Source organism: Streptomyces spongiicola (genome assembly GCF_003122365.1).
Taxonomy (GTDB): Bacteria; Actinomycetota; Actinomycetes; order Streptomycetales; family Streptomycetaceae; genus Streptomyces; species Streptomyces spongiicola.
In genome coordinates this window covers 4,803,505-4,824,887 of record NZ_CP029254.1, presented here as the reverse complement: position 1 = coordinate 4,824,887, position 21,383 = coordinate 4,803,505, and the positions used below count along the sequence as shown (strand labels likewise).

The following is a 21,383-nucleotide window of genomic DNA, read 5'->3' as shown; positions in this document are numbered from 1 at the left end:
CGGGACGCGATCCTCCCGGCAGGCCGGGAACGGCGCGGAGCACGGTCACCCCCGGGCACCGGACCGGCCGTCGGAACACCGCCTGGACGACGAGGCGCGAGCGCGTTCGGACCCGAAGCGGGTGCGCACGCCGGACCGTCCTCACACTGACCCGAACCCGGCGGCCGCGCGCAGCCCGACGAGCCACGGAACCACCCGACGGGCCCTGGCACCAACCGGTGGGCCCCCGGAACCACCCGGCGAAGGAACCACCCGGCGGGCCGGTCGCCGGGCCGGTCGACCGGCCGGTCGCCGGGCCGGTCGCCGGGCCGGGGCGCTCATATGCCGGCCGGAACCGGCAGCGGCCTCCTCTCGATCGCAGCCGCCATGACGTCGGGGAACAGGTCGGGCGTGCACGCGAACGCGGGTGCGCCCAGGGCCGCCAGCGCCGCCGCGTGATCGCGGTCGTACGCCGGCGTCCCCTCGTCCGAGAGTGCGAGCAGGGCGATGAACTGCACACCGGACGCCTTCATCGAGGCGACCCGCTTCAGCATCCCCCCGCGTACACCGCCCTCGTGGAGATCGCTGATCAGCACGACGACGGTGTCGGCGGGCCGGGTGATCCGCGACTCGCAGTACGCGAGCGCGCGGTCGATGTCCGTGCCGCCACCGAGCCGGGTGCCGAACAGGAGGTCGACGGGGTCGTCAAGCAGGTCCGTCAGGTCGGCGACCGCGGTGTCGAAGACGACGAGCCGGGTCGTGATCGCCCGTATGGAGGCGAGGACCGCGCCGAACACCGAGGCGTGGACGACGGACGCCGCCATCGACCCGGACTGGTCGACGCACAGTACGACGTCCTTGCGCACGGAGCGGGCGGCTCGGCCGTGCCCGATGAGCCGCTCGGGCACCACCGTGGCGTACTCGGGAAGGTAGTTGCCGAGGTTCGCCCGGATCGTGCGGTCCCAGTCGATGTCCCGGTGCCGGGGCCGGCCGACGCGCGCGCCGCGGTCGAGCGCGCCGGTGAGCGTGGCGCGGGTGTGTGTCGCCAGCCGCTTCCCCAGCTCCCCGACGACCTTGCGGACGACGGCGCGAGCGGTCTCCCTCGTGGTCTCCGGTATCGCCTCTCCGAGCGACAGCAGCGTGCCGACCAGATGGACGTCGGCCTCGACGGCCTCCAGCATCTCGGGTTCCAGCAGCAGCGCGGACAGCCCGAGCCGGTCGACGGCGTCCCGCTGCATGACCTGGACGACGGAACTCGGGAAGTACGTACGGATGTCGCCCAGCCAGCGGACGACGGAGGGCGCGGAGCCCGCCGGCCCGGCCGAACGTCCGCCGCTGCCCTGCTCCTTGCCGTCGCAGCTTCCGTAGAGCGAGGCGAGCGCACCGTCCATGGCCCGGTCCGGTCCCGTCAGTGTGCGGCCCGTGCCCTCCGCCGGCCCTCCGCCGAGCACCAGCCGCCAGCGCCGCAGCCTCTCGTCGGGCGCCGTCCCCGCTCCCGCGGCGCCCGCCGCCGCCTCCGTCCCGCTCACACCCGCTCCCCCTCCAGAATGAGCCGCAGCACGGGCAGCACCGCGTCGGCCCGCCGCTCGTCGAGCCCGGCCCCGAAGCCGGGCGCCCCGGCCCCCTCCCCCACCGGCCCCGAGGCCGCGCGCCCCGTCCGTATCAGTTCCCCGAGGGTGCGGCGCACACCGGCCTCGTACGCCGAGAACGTGCGGCGCAGCAGCGGGAGGACGGCCGTGAACGCGCCGGCCGGGACCGAGGTCAGCCAGGCGTCGACGAGGCCGCGGAGGCGCTCGTCGTGGACGAGGAGCATCCCACCTCCCGACGCGCCGCCGAGGAAGCCCTCGATCCACGCTGCCGCGTCGGAGGGCGGGGTACCGGGCGAGAGGGCCAGGCCCATCAGCCGGGCCGCCGCCTCCTCCTCGAGACGTCCGTCGTCCAGCAGCAGCCTGGCCGAACGGCCCCGTATCAGCCCGGGCACGGTGTCCCGCCGGACGATTCCGCGCAGCGCGTCCGCCCAGCGCCCGCCCAACCCCGCCGCCTGCGGCAGCAGTGCGATCGCGCGGTGGACTCCGTCGAGCCGGTCGCGCATCCGGGCCGCGGCGTCGGCGTCGAGCCCGGCGCACACGGGCGGCAGGGCGACGCAGACGCGCTCCGCGAGTCCGGTGGCCACCTCACCGAGCGCCGCGGTGTCCGTCGCACGTACGTCCCCGTACCGGAGCGAGCGGGCGAGCGCGGGCAGGGCCTCGGCGAGACGGCCCGCATCCGCGTCCAGCGCGGCCCGGTCGGCGACCGCCCGCATCACCACCGGGAGGGCCGCGGGGAGTCCGGCGAGCAGACACCGCTCGGCCAGGGCGGTGACGTCGGCCAGGGCGGTCGCCGATGCCGCCTCCGACTCCGCCTTGGCGGTGGCCGCGGAGAGCACGGTGGTCCCCCAGACACCCGCCTCGGCGACCCGGACGTGCAGCTCGGGCTCCCAGCGCAGCCGCCAGGTCTCCCGGAACGTGCCGGTCGAGCCGCGGCCCGCCTCCGGGCGCCCCCAGCCGACACCGAGGAGCCGCAGCCGGTGCAGCAGCCGGCTGCGGGCGGCGTCGTTGTCCTTGCGCAGGTCGAGTTCCAGCTCCCGCTCGGACGGCTCGGGTCGGAGCCGCAGGCTGCGCTGGAGGCGGGCCAGATCGCGCTGCATCGGCACCGCGGGGGCCGCGTCCGGGACCTCGCCGAGAACGTCCCCGATGGTGAGCCTGTCGTGCACCAGCGCGAGGGCGACGTCCGAGCCGTCGCACATCACGGCCCGGATCGCGTCGGTCGTCTCCCCGAGCCCGGCGAGCGGGCGGTCGCGCAGGGCCGCGAGGGTCCGGGCCAGCCGGACGGCCTCGATGACATGGGCCGAGGACACCATCCGGTCCTCGTCCCTGAGCAGCCCGGCCGCCCTGGTGATCCAGCGCTCCACGGGCCGGTCGGGGGCGTCGAACAGATGGGCGTACCAGCCCGGTGCCTCGACACCCGCCCCGTATCCTCCCGCGGAGCCCGGCCCCGGGGGTGCCCCGCGGCGGGCGAGCCTGCGGTGGGTCCAGGGCACCCAGGTCACCTCGGTCCTGACTCTCGGCAGGCCCTTCAGCAGGGCGCGGTCCGCCGCGGCGGTGGACGGGGCCGTCAACGCCGGCACGTGCCAGGCGCCGCAGACGACTGCCACCTCGTCCCCGAACTCCCGCCGTGCCGCCCGCAGCCGGATCCGCATATGGGCCTCGCGGACGAGGTCCCGGGGACGGCCTCCGTGGCCGTACCGCTCGCGGAGGGCGGCCATCGCCTCCCCGACGGCGGCGAACGGTGCGAGAACGCGACCCGCCGGGCCCGCGCTTCCCGTCCCGCCCGTGCTTCCCGTCCCGCCGGCACTCCCCGTCCCGCCCGCGCTTCCCGTCCCGCCGGCACTTCCCGTCCCGCCCGGGCTTCCCGTCCCGCCCGGGCCGGTGCGGTGCTCGACCACGTCCTCCCACCAGCGCTCCGGGTCGTCGTACCCGGCGGCTTCGGCGAGCGCGCCGATCGGGTCGGCACGCGGCAGCGGCTCGGCACCGGGAGCGGCGTCCGCCTCGTCGCCCCATGAGGGGTCGGCGGCCAGGGTGTGGGCGGCGGGCAGGTCGATGAACCGCACCGCCGCGTCGTGGGCCAGCGCCCAGCGAAGCGCCACCCACTCCGGGGAGAACCCGGCGAACGGCCAGAAGGCCGCGCGCCCCGGGTCGTCCACCGCATGGGCCAGCAGGGCCACGGGCGGCACCATCCCGGCGTCGGCGGCGAGCGGCAGCAGCGCGTCCGCCTCAGGGGGGCCTTCGATCAGTACGGCCCCCGGCTCCGCCGCGTCCAGCGCGGCCAGCACCGCTCTGGCCGAGCCCGGCCCGTGGTGCCGCACGCCGAGCACCAGGGGCCCGTCGCAGGGCCACACCCGGTCCGGGTGTCCCGCGCCGCCGGGCGCCCGGGGCGGGGACTCCGTCCGCCCCGTCATGCGCTCACCTCCCGGCAGGCCCGGTAGAAGTCCTTCCAGCCGTCCCGCTCGCGGACCACCGTCTCCAGGTACTCCTGCCAGACCACCCGGTCGGCGGCCTGGTCCCGGACGACGGCTCCGTGGATGCCCGCCGCCACGTCTCCGGACCGCAGCACTCCGTCGCCGAAGTGCGCGGCGAGCGCCAGCCCGTTGGTGACGACGGAGATCGCCTCCGCGGTGGAGAGGGTCCCCGAGGGCGACTTGAGCCTGGTGCGCCCGTCCGACGTGACACCGTCCCGCAGTTCGCGGAAGACGGTGACGACCCGGCGGATCTCGTCGATGCCCTCCGGCGCGGGGGGCAGGTCCAGCGAACGCCCCATCTGGCCGACGCGCCGGGACACTATGTCGACCTCCGCCTCGGCCGTCGCGGGCAGCGGCAGCACCACGGTGCCGAACCGGCGGCGCAGCGCGCTCGACAGGTCGTTGACGCCGCGGTCGCGGTCGTTGGCGGTGGCGATGAGGTTGAACCCGCGGACCGCCTGGACCTCCTGCCCCAGCTCCGGGATCGGCAGGGTCTTCTCGGACAGGACCGTGATGAGCGAGTCCTGCACGTCCGCGGGGATGCGGGTGAGTTCCTCGACCCGTGCGGTCATGCCCTCGGACATCGCCCGCATCACCGGGCCGGGCACGAGGGCGTCGCGGCCGGGACCGTGGGCGAGCAGCCGCGCGTAGTTCCACCCGTACCGGAACGCCTCCTCCGGTGTGCCCGCGGTGCCCTGCACCAGCAGGGTGGAGTCGCCGCTGACCGCCGCGGCCAGATGCTCCGAAAGCCACGTCTTGGCCGTGCCGGGCACACCGAGGAGGAGCAGCGCGCGGTCGGTGGCGAGCGTCGAGACGGCGACCTCGACGATCCGGCGCGGTCCCACGTACTTCGGGGTGATCACCGTGCCGTCGGGCAGTGCGCCGCCGAGCAGATAGGTGGCCACCGCCCATGGCGACAACCGCCAGCGGGCGGGGCGGGGCCGGTCGTCGGCCCGGGCCAGCGCCCCGAGTTCGCCGGCGAAGGCGTCCTCCGCGTGCGGGCGCAGGACTTCGGTGCCGGTGCCGGTGCCGGCTCCGGTCACCGCTCCGGCTCCGTCTGCTCCGGCATCCTCTGCTCCGGTTTCCGCTCCGGTTCCGGGCACGGTCATGGATCCCCCTCCGGATCGCCTGCCGAATACGTTCCCACCGTGCACCACGGCACTGACAACAGCCCGTTCACGCAGGTGGGAGGCGATTGTCAGTGCCTGCCCGTAGCGTCGTCGCCATGAATCAGCAGGGGGTGCGCTGGACGGCTGAACAGGTGCTTGCCCTGGCTCCTGACGCGGCGTCGCGCAGAGCGGGAAGCGGACTGGGCCTGCCCGGCCCGTGGTCGGAGACGGGCGGCAGCGGCACCGGGGCAGTCTGGGGCCTGTGCAGGGGCAGCGACGGCAGGCCGTACCGGACGGTCGTCGACTCAACCGGTCCGGCCTACCGGTGCAGTTGCCCGAGCCGGCGGGCCCCGTGCAAGCACGCGCTCGGGCTGCTGCTGCTCTGGGCCGGCGGCGCGGGGGCGGTGCCGGACGCCGAGGCGCCCGGCTGGGCCGAGGAGTGGCTGGCCGGGCGGAGCAGTCCCGCCCGGCGACGGGAGGAGCGGGCGGCTCACGGCGGGCCGTCCACGAGTGCGGCGGACACGACGGCGGCGGACACGACGGCGGGTGACACGACGGCGGGTGACGCGGGGGCGGCCCGGCGGCGGGCGGAGCGCCGGGCCGCCCGGATCACCGCCGGAGCGCGGGAGCTCGAGCAGCGGCTCGCGGATCTGCTCCGCGGCGGACTGGCTTCCGCCGCGCAGTCCGGGTACGGGCCGTGGGAGGAGACGGCCGCGCGTATGGTGGACGCACAGGCCCCCGGACTTGCCGCACGCGTCCGGGAGTTGGGTGCCCTGGCCGGCTCCGGCCAGGGCTGGCCGGCCCGGCTGCTGGAGGAGTCCGCGCTGGTGCACCTGCTTGACCGCGCCTGGCTGGAGATCGACCGGCTTCCGGAACCACTCGCCGCCGTCGTGCGCACCAGAGTGGGCCTGACGGCCACGGCAGGGGGCCCGGCGGTCCGCGACGACTGGCTGGTCCTGGCGCAGTACGACTCGGCGGACGCCAAGCTGACCACCCGCCGGATCTGGTTGCGCGGCCGGGAGACGGGCCGTACGGCGCTGCTGCTCTCCTACGGCGCGGCCGGCCGCGCGCCAGGGCTCGCGCTGCCCCCCGGGCTGGTGATCGACGCCGAGATCGTGCCCTACGGGGGCGCGGGGCGGCTGCGGGCCGAACTGCGCGAGCGGTTCGGCACCCCGGTGCCCGTCAAGGCGCCGCCGCCGGGCGGTTCCACGGAGGAGGCGCTCGCGGCGTACGGGAGGGCGCTGCGCGACGATCCCTGGCTGGACGCGTGGCCGGTCACGCTGGAGGACGTGGTGCCGGTGCCCTCCGACGACGGCTGGCAACTGGCCGACGCCCGAGGGCCGTCGGCGCTGCCGGTCGCGCCCGCCGCAGGGTTCCGGTCCGGGCTGTGGAGACTCCTCGCCGTCTCCGGCGGCGGCCCGGTCACGGTCTTCGGCGAATGCGGCCACCGGGGCTTCGCTCCATTGGCGGCCTGGTCCGGGGACAGCCCCGAGACGGTCGCCCTCACCTCGACCGCGCTGTCCTGAACGGCACCGGGCGATGCGGCGGCGCTCCGCACCGGCCGGCTCGGACCGGGACGCTCCCGGGCCCGAAGGCCCGGAGGTTCCCCGAAGGATCACGCCGAACGCACCCGGAGGGCCCGATGTCCCGCACCACTCCTACGACGACCTGGGACGACCTCGTCACCTCGGCGATGCTCGGCACCGACCGGCGCACCCCGCCGGACGGTGCGCCGGCACCGGGCAGCCAGGCGCCCCTGGCGCTGCTCGACGCCGCAGCGGTCCACACGGTGCGGCGTCGAGCCGGGCTGCGGCCGTCGACGGCGCGGCCCCGGCCGGATCCCGCGCCGCGGGACGACCGGCGGGAGCTGCCCGGGCCCGCTCGGCGGCGGCTGGCCGCACTGCTCGCCGACCGGGTCGCGCCCGCGGGCTCCGCCGGGCGGCGGGGAGCCGCGCCGGACCTGACCGAACTGCTGCCGCAGTGGCTCGCCGCCGCCGAGGCGCACGGCTACCGCGCACCGGCCTCGGCACTGCCCGCGCTGCTGGACGCCGCCCGCGCCCGCACCGATCTGCGGCCCCTGGCGCTGCGCTTCGCCGGACCGCGCGGGATCTGGCTGGCCGGTCACAACGCCGAGTGGAGGTTCGCCCTCCGCGGCACCGCGGCGGGCACGGCTCTGCCGGCGCCCGGGGACGGGCCCGCCGTCCGCCGGCTGTGGGAGGAGGGCCTGTTCGCGGAGCGGGTCGCCCTGCTGGGATCGGTACGCGCGCACGACCCGGGTGCGGCGGTGGCGCTGCTGTCGGAGACATGGCGGACCGAACGGGCCGAGGACCGGTTGATGTTCCTGGACTCCCTGCGCACGGGGCTCTCCGACGCGGACGAGCCGTTCCTGGAGCAGGCCCTGTCCGACCGCAGCCGCAACGTCCGGGCGACAGCGGCCGAACTGCTGTCCGCGCTTCCGGGTTCCGCGCTCGCCGGGCGGATGGCGGCCCGCGCGGCAGAGTGCGTCGGCCTGGACCGCATGGCGAAGGTCGCGGCGATCGCCGTCGAGGCGCCGTACGCGTGCGACGCCGGAATGGAGCGTGACGGAGTCGCCCCGGCGCCCCCCTCAGGGCGTGGCGAACGTTCCTGGTGGCTCGGCCGGCTGGTGGAGGCGGCCCCGCTCGCCGTCTGGCCGGAGCGGTTGGGCGGCCGGACGCCGGAGGAGATCGTCGCCCTGCCTGCCGCCGACGGCTGGGGCGACGAGCTGCACGCCGCCTGGTGCCGTGCGGCGGTGCGGCAGCGCGACCCGCACTGGGCCCGTGCGCTGCTGGGGGTGTCCTCCCAGCCGACCGCGAGGGGCCCGGGCGCGTCCTCGCTCGCCGAGCGGGCGAGTCTGCTCGGGACGCTCCCGGCGGGGGAACGGGCCGAATGGGTGGCCGGGTTCGTCTCCGCGCACGGCCTCTCCGAGGCGTTCCAGCTGCTGGGCGTCTGCCCCGTGCCCTGGGCGGAGCCGCTCGGCCGTGCGGTGGTCGACGCGCTCGACATCGCCCGGGACGCGGGAAGCCATCCGTGGAGCTTCAGCGGAGTCATGGGGCTGGCGGAGCGCTGCCTCGATCCCGGTGAGGCGAGCCGGCTCGAACTCCTCACCGCCACCCCCGACGAGCCCGAGGGTGCGTCACCGGGAGCGGGCGGCTACTGGTCCGAGGCCTTCCGCCGACTGGTCTCGACGCTCCGGCTGCGTGCGGCGATGCAGGCCGAGCTGTCGGCGTAGCCGCGGCTCGCCGGCGCACCCCGCGCCCACCAGGACGCTCGGGCTCCCGGCCCAGGGTGTGCGAGCCCCGTACCAGAGGGCTCGCGCTCCCGTGCCGGGACGTTCGGGCACTCCGTGCGCAACGACCGGCGCCGCACTCCCGGACCGGGCGCTTCCGCCGCACCGCCGAAGCCGCCCGCGCCGAAGCGCCACGCGAGCACCGCGCGCCCGAGCACCGCGCGCCCGAGTGCCACGCAAGCACCAGGCACCAGGCACCAGGCCGCGTACGAGCACCGGGCACCAGGCGTGCGGCCTCCCGCGGCACGATGCCTGAGGCGCCGCCCGGCGGAAGGGGCGACGGTGAACGCGGACGCGGCCTCCGGCCCTACGCCGGCTGGCGGACGTTCGCGTTGACCCAGTCGACGATCGACGCCGTCGTCGCACCCGGGGTGAAGATCTCCGCGACGCCCTTCTCCTTCAGCGGCGGGATGTCCGCCTCGGGGATGATGCCCCCGCCGAAGACCTTGATGTCCTCCGCGTCGCGCTCCTTCAGCAGCTCGATCACCTTCGCGAAGAGGGTGTTGTGCGCGCCGGAGAGGATGGAGAGGCCGATCGCGTCGGCGTCCTCCTGGATCGCGGTGTCCACGATCTGCTCGGGGGTCTGGTGCAGCCCGGTGTAGACGACCTCCATACCGGCGTCCCGCAGGGCCCGTGCGATCACCTTCGCGCCGCGATCGTGGCCGTCGAGACCCGGCTTGGCCACCACCACGCGGATCGGACCGGTCACACCCATCACTGCCTCCACATACCGACGGTGCCGCCATTGGCACTGTGCCCTCATTGGCGCCCAGGCGCGCCGACCGACGCGCGCGGTGCGCCGCCGTGGCACGGATCCCGTGCCGCGCCCCGGGCCGACACGCGCCCGGGAGGTGAACGAACGTTATCCACAGATCTACAGCATCCCGCAAGCCGCGGTTTCGCGGTGGAGAGCGAGGGGGAAATCACATGTGGGACATATTCGCTACGCGCCGTACCCGCCGAAGTGCCCCGGGCAGCGGTCGGGACCGCGCGAGGGAGCCGCTGTTCGGTCGCCGTGATCACCGTGCCGCCCGCCGCGCGGCCCTGCGGTCCCGACCGTGGGCAGCCCCATGAGGGCGCACGGGGGACGGAGCCGCCCCCCGTGCGCCGGTCGGGAGGTCGGCCATGGGTTTCCTGCCGCCGCTGCGGACGGGGATGCCGGTCGCCCTGCTGCGTGCCACCGCCCTGGAGCTGGCCGTCCTGGCCGCGCACATGGTCGTGTACCCGTCGGGCCTGATCCCGGAGCGCCGGGCCTCCGGGCCCGCCCCCACCGGTCCGCCGCCCCAGGACTCCTCCGCAGCCCACGGCCTCACGGCCGGGCACAGCACCCCGGCGGCGCCGTCGGCCCTCCCGGCGCCGTCGCCGTCGCGCCCGCCGGCCGTCCTGCTCCACGGCTTCGCGGACAACCGGTCCGTCTTCGTCCTGTTGCGCCGGTCCCTGGTCCGCCAGGACGGCCGCCATGTGGAGTCGCTCAACTACTCGCCGCTGACCTGCGACATCCGGGCAGCCGCGGAGCTGCTGGGCCGTCATGTCGAGGAGATATGCGCCCGCACCGGCCGGCGGCGCGTCGACGTCGTCGGCCACAGCCTCGGCGGACTGATCGCGCGGTACTACGTCCAGCGGCTCGGCGGTGACCGGCGTGTGCGGACGCTGGTCACGCTCGGCACACCCCACACGGGCACCAGCGTCGCCCCGCTCGCCAGCGCGCACCCCATCGTGCGCCAGATGCGCCCGGGGTCCGCCGTGATCGAAGAGCTGGCACTGCCCGCCCCGGGCTGCCGCACCAGGTTCGTCAGCTTCTGGAGCGATCTGGACCAGATCATGGTGCCCCTGGAGACCGCCCGGCTGGCGCATCCCGATCTGACGGTGCGGAACGTCCGCGTGAGCGGGATCGGGCATCTGGCGCTCCCGGTCCACCCGGCGGTCGCGGCGGGCATCCGCGAGGCTCTCGACATCTCCGGCGCGGAGATCCCGCCGGCCGGTGCCGTTCCGGCGGCATGAAGTCGAACAACAGTCGAACGTAAGGCCAAAGCTCGGCCTACAGTCCGCCGAAACACCGCCGAATGCCCGTTTCCCGCTCTCACAAAACCTGCCGAAGATTGTCGGCGTCGCAAACCGCCGGGTACAGTCGCGCCACTGCGTTGCCTCGGGCGAACCCGCGCAGGGTGACCCCGGATCTGGTCCTGCTGTCGAGGCGAGAGAGAAGTTGGTGAACGACCAGCACCCCCACGCCGGGTACGACGCGTACGCCACCGGCGGCTTCGGCACCGACCCTCTCTTCGGCGCCCTGCCCGGCGGTCCCGAGGACGCTCACCTCGCCCACGGCGGGCTGTACGGCACGGAGCAGTGGCCGGCCGGCCCCCCGACGGGCTACGACGACTACGGCAACCCCCAGCATGCGTACGGGCAGCAGTACGACGCAACGCATTTCGGCACCGCGCAGTACGACGCCTCCGGCCACTACGACGCAGCCGGCCACCACGAGGCCAACGGCCAGTACGACGCGACCGGCCAGTGGGACGCCAACGCCTGGAACGAGGCGGGGCAGTTCACGGCCGAGCAGTTCGAGTTGCAGCCGCAGTCGCAGCCTTACGACACGGGCGGCCACTGGACGGCGACCGGCCACGCCGCGGCGACGTCGTACGAGACCGGTGCCTACGACGCCACCGCGTGGAACTCCGCGGGAGCCGACACCACCGCCGTCCACCCCCCGTACGGCGACCACGCCGGGCAGACGCCGGAACCCGAGCACTCCGGGTACGCGGTGCACGGGGATCCGCACGATCAAGCCTCGGCGTTCATCCCCGAACAGTTCTCTCCCGCCACCGAGTTCGGCGCACCGCAGGCGACGCGGCCCGGCACCGGGAACGGCACCGGGAACGGCTGGGAGACCGAAGCCGGCCTCGGCGGCGAGACCGCGACCTGGACCGAGACCGGGGCCGTCGCGGAGACCACGACCTGGACCGAGACCGAGACAGCGACCTGGACCGAGACCGGAGCCGTCGGCGGGACCGGGACCACCGAAGAGCACGCGGAGTACGCCGAGTACGAGCCGCAGCGGTCGGCGGCGGACGCGTACGGCGAGGACGTGCCCTCCGGTCATGACCACGAGGCCGAGCTGATCGCCGCCGCCGCCACCGTCACGGCACCGGCCGTCACCCTCGCCTCCGCCGACCCGGCCCGCCCCGTGCGCAGGGCGGGCGGCGCCCGCGGCCGCCGCCGCACCCCCGCCAAGCGTTCGGCACTGCTCACCGTCGCCGTACCGTCCGTCTGCGTGATGGGGGTCGCCGGTGTGGCGGCCGCCTCGGTCGGCGGGCTCACCGACGGCGACCAGCCGCAGGACGGCAAGTCCGCGGTCACGGCCGCCGACAAGCCGGCCGTGAAGCCCGTCGTCGCCAACAACGCGCTCGACACCCAGCTCGCCGCGCTCAGCGCCGACGCCCGCGACTTCGGTGACCGCGCGAGCCGGACCCAGGAGCGCATCGACCTCAAGGCGCGTCAGGAGGCGGAGCGCAAGAAGCGCGAGGAGGAGGCCGTCCTCCGCGAGAAACTGCGGCCGAAGTTCGCCCTCCCCGTCGCCCAGCGCGGCCTCAGCGCCTACTACGGTCAGGCCGGGGTCAACTGGATGTCCATGCACACCGGGATCGACTTCCCGGTCTCGTACGGTACGCCGGTGATGGCCGCGACCGACGGCACCGTGCGGACGCAGTGGAACAGCGCCTACGGCAACATGGCCATCGTCACCGCCGCCGACGGCACGGAGACCTGGTACTGCCATCTGAGCAGCACCAAGATCCGCTCCGGCCAGGTCAAGGCCGGTGACGTGATCGCGTACTCCGGCAACTCGGGCAACTCCACCGGCCCGCATCTCCACTTCGAGGTGCGGCCCGGCGGCGGGTCGGCGATCGACCCGCTCGCGTGGCTGCGCAGCCACGGCCTGAGCCCCGCCTGATCCCCCCGGCAGCGGCGCGGTCCGGCTCCCAGCCGGCCCGCCCCGGCCCGTCCATGCCCGACGCGCGTCCGCCCATGCCCGACGCACGCCCGCCCTACTCGCGCCGGCACGCCCGACGCACGCGTCCCACTCGCGCCGGCCCGCCCTACTCGTGCCCGCTCACCCGGAGGGCGTACCGGCACCGGCCCGGGCCCCGCGGAAGTTCCCCGCGGAACGGCCCCGGGCGCGCGGCCTCCCGGCTCGTCAGAGCTTCTCCACCGGCGCGTACCGCAGCAGCAGCCGCTTCGGCTTGGCGTCGCCGAAGTCGATCGTCGCCTGGGCGTCGCCACCCGAACCCGTCACCGCCATCACGGTGCCCAGCCCGAACTGGTCGTGGGTGACCCGGTCCCCGACGGCCAGGGCGATCACCGGCTTGTCCGTCGTCCGCCGGGTCGCGAAGCCGGACGGGCCGGAGCGGGACCGGGACGACGACAGTGCCGAGACGACGCCGGGCGCCGGCCCGGCGGGCGCCGCCGTCCGGCCCGTCCGCTTCCACTCCAGGTGGGCGTCGGGGATCTCCTCCAGGAAGCGCGAGGGCGGGTTGTAGGCGGGCTGGCCCCAGGCGCTGCGCATCGAGGAACGCGTCAGATAGAGGCGCTCCCGGGCACGGGTGATCCCCACGTACGCCAGCCGGCGCTCCTCCTCCAGTTCCTTGGTCTGGCCGAGCGCCCGCATGTGCGGGAAGACGCCGTCCTCCATGCCGGTGAGGAACACGACGGGGAACTCCAGGCCCTTCGCGGTGTGCAGCGTCATCAGCGTGATGACGCCGCCGCCCTCCTCGTCGTCGGGGATCTGGTCGGAGTCGGCGACGAGCGCGACCTGCTCCAGGAACTCCGCGAGGGTGCCCGACCCCTCCTCGGCGCCGCGCTCCTGCTCGAACTCCAGGGCCACCGCCGCGAGTTCCTGGAGGTTCTCGATACGGGTCTCGTCCTGGGGGTCGGTGGACGCCTGGAGTTCGGCGAGATAGCCGGTCCGCTCCAGCACGGCTTCCAGCACCACCGCGGGACCGGCGCCCGAGTCGACGACGGTGCGCAGCTCCTCCATGAGCGTGTTGAAGCGCTTCACGGCGTTGGCGGAGCGGGCGGCCATGCCGTACGCCTCGTCGACTCGGCGCAGCGCCTGCGGGAAGGTGATCCGCTCCCGCAGCGCGAGGGCGTCGATCATCGCCTCGGCGCGCTCGCCGATGCCGCGCTTCGGTACGTTCAGGATGCGCCGCAGCGGCACGTTGTCCTCGGGGTTGGCGAGGACCCTCAGGTACGCCAGGACGTCCCGGACCTCCTTGCGCTCGTAGAAGCGCACACCGCCGACGACCTTGTAGGGCAGGCCGACGCGGATGAAGATCTCCTCGAAGACACGGGACTGCGCGTTGGTCCGGTAGAAGACCGCCACTTCGCCGGCCCTGGCCTCGCCGGCGTCCGCCAGCCGGTCGATCTCGTCGGCGACGAACTGGGCCTCGTCGTGCTCGGTGTCCGCGACGTAGCCGGTGATCCGCGCGCCCGCGCCCGCGTTCGTCCACAGGTTCTTGGGACGGCGGCTCTCGTTGCGCTCGATCACCGCGTTGGCCGCGGAGAGGATCGTCTGGGACGAGCGGTAGTTCTGCTCGAGCAGGATCGTGGTCGCGTCCGGGTAGTCCTCCTCGAACTGGAGGATGTTGCGGATGGTGGCACCGCGGAAGGCGTAGATCGACTGGTCGGCGTCGCCCACCACGCACAGCTCGGCGGGGCCGAGGTCGTCGTACCCCGTGCCGACCAGCTCGCGCACGAGGGTGTACTGGGCGTGGTTGGTGTCCTGGTACTCGTCGACCAGGACGTGGCGGAACCGGCGCCGGTAGTGCTCGGCGACCTCCGGGAACGCCTGCAGCAGATGGACCGTGGTCATGATGATGTCGTCGAAGTCCAGCGCGTTGGCCTCGCGCAGCCGGGCCTGGTACATCCGGTACGCCTCGGCCAGCGTCTGCTCGAAGCCTCCCCCGGAGCCGTCGGACCGGCCGGCACCCCCGGCCTCGGCGGCGAAGGCCTCCTCGTCGACCAGCTCGTTCTTCAGGTTCGAGATCTTGGCGCTGAACGCCTTCGGCGGGTAGCGCTTCGGATCGAGGTCCAGATCGCGGCAGACCAGTGCCATCAACCGCTTGGAGTCGGCGGCGTCGTAGATCGAGAAGGACGAGGTGAAGCCGAGCTTCTTGCTCTCCCTGCGCAGTATGCGGACGCAGGCGCTGTGGAAGGTGGAGACCCACATGGCGCGGGCGCGCGGGCCGACGAGCTGCTCGACGCGCTCCTTCATCTCGCCCGCGGCCTTGTTGGTGAAGGTGATCGCCAGTATCTGGCCGGGGTGCACCTCGCGGGTCGCCAGCAGATGGGCGATCCGGTGGGTCAGCACCCGGGTCTTGCCGGAGCCGGCACCGGCGACGATGAGCAGCGGGGAGCCGGTGTGGACGACGGCGGCACGCTGCTGCTCGTTCAGCCCGCTCAGCAGGGCGGCCGGGTCGATGACCGGGCGCGGGGCGCCGTCCCGGTAGAAGGCGTCACCGGGTCCGGGCTCGTCGAACCCGCCCTCGAAGAGGTCGTGCGGGACCTCCTCCGCCGGAAGGTGCTCGTGGTCCTCCGGCGGCGGGGGCTCCTCCGGGACCGGGGTCCGCCGGAGGTCCGCCAGGAAACTGTCGTCAAAGAGGCTGCTCATCGCTCTCCGAGTCTAGGCGGCCCCACTGACGGTCCGCCGCCGCCTTCCGGGGAATCAGTACCGGACACCTCTGGTCATGACACGGACACGCAGCGCCAAGGTAACGGAAATGTATCGGGCATATCGAACACCCTCCTTCACAGCAGCACCACACTTTGGCTAGCGTGCTCGCCCAGGCGGCCCGTACCCCCTTCGGCGAACCACGCCAGCCGGGCAGCCGCGCCGAATCCGTTGCTCTTGCAAAGGAGTTCGGAACCGGGGACCCACTCATCAAGCACAACCGGGGTGAATCGGGCCGGCCTTCACCCGGCCCGTAGGGCAGCCTTCCGTTCCGTCCGAACCCGACAGCTAACCCGGTAGGCGTTCCACGGAAGGAGATGCCGGCCTTGGCGTCGCACCGCAAGCCGCGCAGCCGCACACGTACCAGCACACCCGCCGTCGGGTTCACGACGGCCGCCATAGCGGGAGTCTCGCTCCTCTCGGCCCAGAACGCGACAGCCGGCACGAAGCCCACCGTCGAGGAGGTCCAGAAGAAGGTCGACGACCTCTACCGGCAGGCGGGTTCGCCGAACCAGGAGTTCGGCAGGGCGAAGGAGCACGGCAGGGCGAAGGAGGCCACCGGGCAGCAGCGCCGCACGGTGGACCGTTCCCTCGACGAAACCGCCGCGCGCACGGAGGCGTTCGGCGAGTCCCGGCGCGCCCTGGGCGTCCAGGCCGCGACCCCGGACCGCACGGGCGCCGTCGCCCCGGCCACCGCGCTGCTGCTCGCCGAAGACCCGCGGGTCCACACCGACCAGGCGCAGCCGGTGGACCTGCCGGCCGGGCAGCAGCACGGCGCCGTCACCGAGCACCGGACCCGGTCGGCCGAGGCCGCCGAACAGGCCGAGCGACCCGGGCAGGCCGAGCAGGCCGAGCGACCCGGGCAGGCCCGGCAGGCCGCCGGGAACCTGGAGCCGCTCACGGACTCGCAGGAGCCGCTGCGCGCCAGGAAGCAGGCCGCCCAGCAGAAGCTCGCGGGGGCGAGGGAGCTGCTGTCGCGGCTGACCGCCGATGACCGGACGCGGCTCGCCGAAGTCGAGCGCGCGAAGGAGCAGCAGGCCCGCCGGAAGGCGGAGGCCAGGGCGGAGGCCGAAGCCTCGGCCGGCACGGTGGCCGAGGTCGAGTGGCGGTTCCAGGAGCGCGAGCGGCAGGCATGGGAAGGGACGGACGGCGGCACGGGCACGGGCACCGCGACGGGCACGGGCACTGCGACGGGCAGGGAGGGCGGTTCCGCGACGGCCGGCGGCACATACGCGGCCAAGGCCGAGAAGGTGCTGTCCTTCGCGCACGCCCAGATAGGCAAGCCGTACGTCCGGGGCGCGACCGGCCCGAGTTCGTACGACTCCTCGGGGCTCACCCAGGCGGCCTGGCGCGCGGCGGGCGTCGATCTGCCCCGCACCACCTGGGACCAGATGGGGGCCGGGCAGCGAGTGGCCACGGCCGATCTGCTCCCCGGTGACCTGGTCTTCTTCTACGACGACATCAGCCATGTCGGGATCTACGCGGGCGACGGCATGATGATCCACGCCCCCGAGCCGGGCGCGAACGTCCGCGCGGAGTCGATCTACTACATGCCGGTCCACGGCAGCGTCCGCCCCGCGTAGCGCCGCCGCGTCCGGCCGCAGGACCGGTACGTGCGGGGGCGGCGGTCCTGCGGTGCAGCCGGGGAAGGGCCCGGGTCCCTCTCCGGAACGAGGCTCCGGGGCCGCTCGGGTCCGTGCGCTCCGGCGAATCCCGGACCCGTGGGGGAGCGGCACGCGGGCCCGGGGTGCGCCGTGCTCGGCGGGCCCGGGGTGCGCCGTGCTCGGCGGGTGCGGGGTGCGCCGTGCTCGGCGAGTGCGGCCATGCCCAGGGCATCCCCGCACCGCCGTGACTGAGCACACCCCGGGATCCCCGCGCCCCGGGATCCCGCGCGTACGCGGGAGCCCCGAGTGCCGGTTGCGCCCCAACTCGGGCTATGTGGGGATCCCCGCGCGTACGCGGGAGCCCCGATCGACGAGGACCCGGAGCAGGCGTACGGGTAGGGATCCCCGCGCGTACGCGGGAGCCCCTCACGCGGTCACGTACACCGGGCTCCCGCACCCGGTGCGGGGGTCAATCATGTCCAGAGCGTCGCGATCAGGATGTTCACCAAGGTCAGAGTGCCGACCGCCCCGAACGCCCGCTTGTCCACGGCTTCCTCGTCCCGCTTGACGTAGACCAGTGCCAGGACCACCACGAGCACGGCCAGCTTGACACCGACCTTGAGGTTGTTCACGGGCTGGCCGTCCGCCTGGTTCAGTCCCACCAGTGCCACGCCCGTCACCAGCATGGTGAGCGCGCCGTGCAGCATCCCCGGGGTGAAGCGCGCCGTGCCCTCCCCCATCGCCTTCATCTGCGTGAGGAAGCCGCCGAGCAGCGCGGCGATTCCGATGATGTGAAGGGCGACAAAGACATTGATGAGTACGTCCATGGCACCGGAGCCTAGCCGTACGGTCCCAGGCGATCCGCGGCGGTCCTTCTACGGCCAATTCCGGTCATAACACCCCTTTGTCGCAACCCGAAGGCTTAGCGTCCTCCCCCAGGTGGCCGGTTCCACCGCCGTCCGTGTCCGGGCGGCTGCTCCCGGCCGCCCCCGCCGGAAGAGCCGGTGGTGGACCGCTCCCCCTGCACGGTCCGCCACCGGTGGCCGCACCGGCGGGCCCCGACGGAAGGACTGGCCCTCGTGGCAGCGCACCGCAAGCCCAGGCAGCGCACGCTTCCCGGCACCGCCGCACGCTTCTCCGCCACCCTCGCACTCGCCGGCGCGGCCACCGCCACCGCCTTCGAGGGCCCCGGGCACGCCGCCCCCGCACCCGCACCCGCACCCGCACCGGACGACGTACGGGCCGGGGCCGACCGCCTCCACCGGGAGGCGGAGGCGGCGACGGAGAAGTACAACGGGGCGAGGGAGAGGGCCGAGAGGGCGCGCAGGGAGGCCGGGGAACTCCGCGACGAGGCCGCCCGGCGCACCGAGCGCCTGAACACCTCCCGCAACGCGCTGGGTTCCTTCGCGACCGCGCAGTACCGGGCGGGCGGCCTCGACCCCGCCCTCCGGCTCGTACTCGACTCCGACCCCTCCCGCTACCTCGCCGGCGCCGAACTGACCGAGTGGGTCGGGGACCGCCAGGCCTCGGCCGTGGCGGCGGTGCGCCGGCAGATGAGGGAACTCGAGCAGGTGCGGGCCGAAGCCGGCCGACGGCTGGCCGAGTTGGAGAGGCAGCGGGCACGAGCGGAAAGGCACCGCGCGGCGGTACGGGAGAAGCTCGCCGCCGCCGAGGCCATGCTGACACGGCTGAGCGCCGAGGAGCGCGCCGCCTATTCCGGCCGGGACGACGCCCCCGCGGACCGCGCGCACCGCGACGCCGTCCGCCGCGCGCCCGCCGCCCCCGCGCCCAACCCCCGGGCCGCGCAGGCGGTCGCCTACGCCTACGGAGCGCTCGGCAAACCCTACGTCTGGGGCGCCACCGGGCCGGCCGCCTTCGACTGCTCGGGGCTGACCCAGGCCGCCTGGCGCTCCGCCGGGGTCACGCTGCCCCGCACCACGTACACCCAGATCAACGCGGGACAGCGGGTGCCCAGGTCACGGCTCGCGCCGGGAGACCTGGTCTTCTTCTACTCCGGGGTCTCGCACGTCGGGCTCTACATCGGCGGGGGCCGGATGATCCACGCACCTCGCCCGGGAGCGCCCGTGCGGATCGCGCCCATCGACCAGATGCCGTTCGCGGGGGCGGCCCGGGTCGCCTAGGGTCCGGCCGTCACGACCCGGGTCGCCCAGTCCGGCCGTCACGACCCGGGCAAGCGGGACCCTGGTGCACCCGCTGAGTTCGCCGGCCACGGTCCGGATGCCGTTCGCGGGGGCGACCCGGGTCGCCCAGGGTCCGGCCGTCACGACCCGGGTCGCCCAGTCCGGCCGTCACGACCCGGGCAAGCGGAACCCTGGTGCACCCGCTGAGTTCGCCGGCCACGGTCCGGATGCCGTTCGCGGGGGCGACCCGGGGCGCCACAGGTCCGGCCGTCACGACCCTGGTCGCCAAGGGTCCGGCCGTCACGGCCGGGCAAGCGGACCGAGAGGCCGGCCGCCGGGCCGCCCGGCAGCCGGGCTCAGACCAGCCGGCGTGCCGTCGCCCAGCGCGTCAGCTCGTGACGGTTCGACAGCTGAAGCTTCCTCAGCACCGCCGACACATGCGACTCCACCGTCTTCACCGAGATGAAGAGCTGCTTGGCGATCTCCTTGTACGCGTATCCGCGGGCGATCAGCCGCAACACCTCGCGCTCCCGCTGGGTGAGCCGGTCGAGGTCCTCGTCCACGGGGGGAGCGTCCGTGGAGGCGAAGGCGTCCAGGACGAACCCCGCCAGCCGCGGCGAGAACACCGCGTCCCCCTCCTGGACCCGGAAGACCGAGTCGACCAGATCGGCACCGGTGATCGTCTTCGTCACATAGCCGCGGGCTCCGCCGCGGATCACCCCGATGACGTCCTCGGCGGCGTCCGACACGGACAGCGCCAGGAAGCGGACCGGGTGCTCGGGGGCCACCACCAGCCCGGCGCACCGGCGCAGCACCTCCACTCCCCCGCCACCGGGCAGATGCACGTCGAGGAGCACCACCTCGGGCCGGGTCGCCGTGATCACGGCGACGGCCTGGTCGACGTCGGCGGCCTCGCCGACGACCTCCACGCCCGTCTCCTCGGTCCTCCCGATCTCGGCCTGCACCCCCGCACGGAACATCCGGTGGTCGTCGACGAGGACGACCCTCACCCGGCGCTCCGTGCCGCCGGTTGCGTCGGTCTGCTCGGTCATCCGTCCGCCCTCTCCATCTCCAGCTCCACTTCGGTGCCCCCGCCGGGCACGGACCGCAGCCGCGCCGTCCCCCCGTTGCGCTGCATACGGCCGACGATCGATTCTCGTACGCCCATGCGGTCCTCCGGTACCGCGCCGGGGTCGAACCCCGGACCCCGGTCGCGCACCGAGACGAACACCGTACGGACCTCGACCTCCGCGTAGACCTGCACGGCGCCTCCCCGGCCACCGTACTTCGCGGCGTTGACCATCGCTTCGCGCGCGGCCTGCAACTGGGCCGTGAGCCGCTCGTCGAGCGGGCAGTCCCCCACGACCACCACCTCCAGCGGGACACCGTGCTTGTCCTCGACCTCCGCGGCGGCCCGCTTCACCGCGTCCGCAAACGTGGCGGGCTCCTCCGCCTCGTCCTTGCCGGTGCCCTCCGGCCGGTACAGCCAGTTGCGCAGCTCGCGCTCCTGGGCACGGGCGAGCCGGCGCACCTCGCCCGCGTCGTCCGCGTTCCGCTGGATCAGGGTGAGGGTGTGCAGTACGGAGTCGTGGACATGGGCGGCGACCTCGGCGCGCTCCTGGGCACGAATCCGCATCAGGCGCTCCTCGGAGAGGTCCTGGGTCATCCGCACCAGCCACGGGCCGGCCAGCAGGGCGACGCCGACGATAACGGCCAGGGCGGCGGTAAGGACATTGCCGAGCTGCGCCGCGGAGCCCCGGACCACCACGAAGACCGTGAGTCCCGTGCCGACGAGCGCGACCCCCGCCAGTCCGCGCGCGAGCGGCAGCAGCCTGCGGCGCCTGCCGTCGCCGGTCCACCGCGCCCGACGGGCGTTGTCCGCCTGCCGCCACACCAGCACGACACCGGCGCCGGTCAGCAGCACCGGCCAGACATAGCGGTTCGCGGGGCCGCCGAGGTCGGTGTTGGCGACGAACACGACGGCGCCGACCAGCAGGGCGACGAGCGCGAAGAGCTGCCCCCTGTCGGGTTTGCGCAGCCGCCGTCTGCCGTCCGGGGCGGTCTCGAAGACCGGTCTGGGCTCGGCCGACCTGCCCCCGACACCGAGCGGCACGGCGATCCAGAACACCGCGTAAAGCAGCGTGCCGAGGCCGTCCGCCATGAAGAGCCCGAGGAAGACGAGCCGGACCCAGGTCACCGGCAGGCCCAGATGCCCCGCGAGGCCGCGCGCCACACCGCCCAGCCACCGGCCCTCCGCGCTGCGGTACAGCCTGCGGACGGGGGGCTCTTCGGCCTCGGGCGGGCGGGCGGCGGCGACGGGCATGCCCCCGATGGTCACACGGGCCCGTCCGCGGGGTCATCAGGGCCGTCCCTGAGAGAGACCCTGACTCCCAGGTGCCGTAGGACTCCGCAGCCCCCTCCACGGCCACCGCCACCGGCCTCGCGCGCACGCCACCGCC

14 protein-coding genes and 1 riboswitch are annotated in these 21,383 nt (G+C 74.5%); of the genes, 6 read left to right on the top strand and 8 right to left on the bottom strand.

What is annotated here, in order from left to right; translation table 11 throughout:
• Positions 1–317: 317 nt before the first annotated feature.
• Genes DDQ41_RS21255 through DDQ41_RS21245 form a run of 3 tightly spaced genes read right to left on the bottom strand, consistent with a single transcriptional unit; the run spans position 318 to position 5,145 of the window.
• Positions 318–1,508: a VWA domain-containing protein gene (locus DDQ41_RS21255; RefSeq protein WP_109295902.1), complete on the bottom strand. Its 1,191-nt coding sequence runs from the start codon at positions 1,506–1,508 to the stop codon at positions 318–320.
• Positions 1,505–3,976 (bottom strand): DUF5682 family protein, encoded by a 2,472-nt coding sequence (locus DDQ41_RS21250; protein WP_109295901.1) that lies wholly within the window; start codon positions 3,974–3,976, stop codon positions 1,505–1,507. Before DDQ41_RS21250 ends, DDQ41_RS21255 begins: the two co-directional genes overlap by 4 nt.
• Positions 3,973–5,145 carry an ATP-binding protein gene (locus DDQ41_RS21245; RefSeq protein WP_245991036.1) on the bottom strand — a complete coding sequence of 391 codons (1,173 nt, stop codon included), beginning with the start codon at positions 5,143–5,145 and terminating at the stop codon, positions 3,973–3,975. Before DDQ41_RS21245 ends, DDQ41_RS21250 begins: the two co-directional genes overlap by 4 nt.
• A 131-nt stretch (positions 5,146–5,276) precedes the next feature.
• Between DDQ41_RS21245 and DDQ41_RS21240 the strand changes: the two genes are divergently transcribed.
• Positions 5,277–6,671: an SWIM zinc finger family protein gene (locus DDQ41_RS21240; protein ID WP_109295899.1), complete on the top strand. Its 1,395-nt coding sequence runs from the start codon at positions 5,277–5,279 to the stop codon at positions 6,669–6,671.
• 116 nt (positions 6,672–6,787) lie between these two features.
• The gene (locus DDQ41_RS21235) at positions 6,788–8,395 is read left to right on the top strand and encodes a DUF5691 domain-containing protein (RefSeq protein ID WP_109295898.1); all 1,608 of its coding nucleotides are present in this window, start codon (positions 6,788–6,790) and stop codon (positions 8,393–8,395) included.
• A 364-nt stretch (positions 8,396–8,759) separates the two neighbouring features.
• On the opposite strand, the gene DDQ41_RS21230 is transcribed toward DDQ41_RS21235, so the two are convergent.
• On the bottom strand, positions 8,760–9,167 hold the full coding sequence (locus DDQ41_RS21230; protein WP_109295897.1) for a cobalamin B12-binding domain-containing protein: 408 nt from the start codon (positions 9,165–9,167) through the stop codon (positions 8,760–8,762).
• A 410-nt stretch (positions 9,168–9,577) separates the two neighbouring features.
• Between DDQ41_RS21230 and DDQ41_RS21225 the strand changes: the two genes are divergently transcribed.
• Positions 9,578–10,453: an esterase/lipase family protein gene (locus tag DDQ41_RS21225; protein WP_109295896.1), complete on the top strand. Its 876-nt coding sequence runs from the start codon at positions 9,578–9,580 to the stop codon at positions 10,451–10,453.
• 208 nt (positions 10,454–10,661) lie between these two features.
• Entirely contained in the window at positions 10,662–12,404 is a 1,743-nt protein-coding gene (locus tag DDQ41_RS21220; protein ID WP_109295895.1) for a M23 family metallopeptidase, read from the top strand.
• Between the two features lie 243 nt (positions 12,405–12,647).
• Here the strand turns inward: DDQ41_RS21220 and pcrA are convergent, their stop codons facing one another.
• Entirely contained in the window at positions 12,648–15,119 is a 2,472-nt protein-coding gene (gene pcrA / locus DDQ41_RS21215; RefSeq protein ID WP_109295894.1) for a DNA helicase PcrA, read from the bottom strand.
• 210 nt (positions 15,120–15,329) lie between these two features.
• Positions 15,330–15,498, top strand: a riboswitch (cyclic di-AMP (ydaO/yuaA leader).
• Here pcrA and DDQ41_RS21210 point away from each other — a divergent pair.
• Positions 15,497–16,762 (top strand): C40 family peptidase, encoded by a 1,266-nt coding sequence (locus DDQ41_RS21210; RefSeq protein WP_174720305.1) that lies wholly within the window; start codon positions 15,497–15,499, stop codon positions 16,760–16,762. Its footprint overlaps the riboswitch before it by 2 nt.
• Positions 16,763–17,256: 494 nt before the next feature.
• Here DDQ41_RS21210 and DDQ41_RS21205 read toward each other — a convergent pair whose 3' ends face one another.
• Positions 17,257–17,610, bottom strand: coding sequence for a hypothetical protein (locus DDQ41_RS21205; RefSeq protein WP_109295892.1), 354 nt, complete (start codon positions 17,608–17,610; stop codon positions 17,257–17,259).
• Positions 17,611–17,862: 252 nt separating this feature from the next.
• Here DDQ41_RS21205 and DDQ41_RS21200 point away from each other — a divergent pair, with 252 nt between their 5' ends.
• Positions 17,863–18,924: a C40 family peptidase gene (locus DDQ41_RS21200; protein WP_109297858.1), complete on the top strand. Its 1,062-nt coding sequence runs from the start codon at positions 17,863–17,865 to the stop codon at positions 18,922–18,924.
• A gap of 356 nt (positions 18,925–19,280) precedes the next feature.
• Here the strand turns inward: DDQ41_RS21200 and DDQ41_RS21195 are convergent, their stop codons facing one another.
• Together DDQ41_RS21195 and DDQ41_RS21190 are read right to left on the bottom strand one after the other, a co-directional pair.
• Positions 19,281–19,976: a LuxR C-terminal-related transcriptional regulator gene (locus DDQ41_RS21195; RefSeq protein ID WP_109295891.1), complete on the bottom strand. Its 696-nt coding sequence runs from the start codon at positions 19,974–19,976 to the stop codon at positions 19,281–19,283.
• The gene (locus tag DDQ41_RS21190) at positions 19,973–21,247 is read right to left on the bottom strand and encodes an ATP-binding protein (protein ID WP_109297857.1); all 1,275 of its coding nucleotides are present in this window, start codon (positions 21,245–21,247) and stop codon (positions 19,973–19,975) included. The genes DDQ41_RS21195 and DDQ41_RS21190 overlap by 4 nt, the downstream gene beginning before the upstream one ends.
• Between the last annotated feature and the right edge of the window lie 136 nt (positions 21,248–21,383).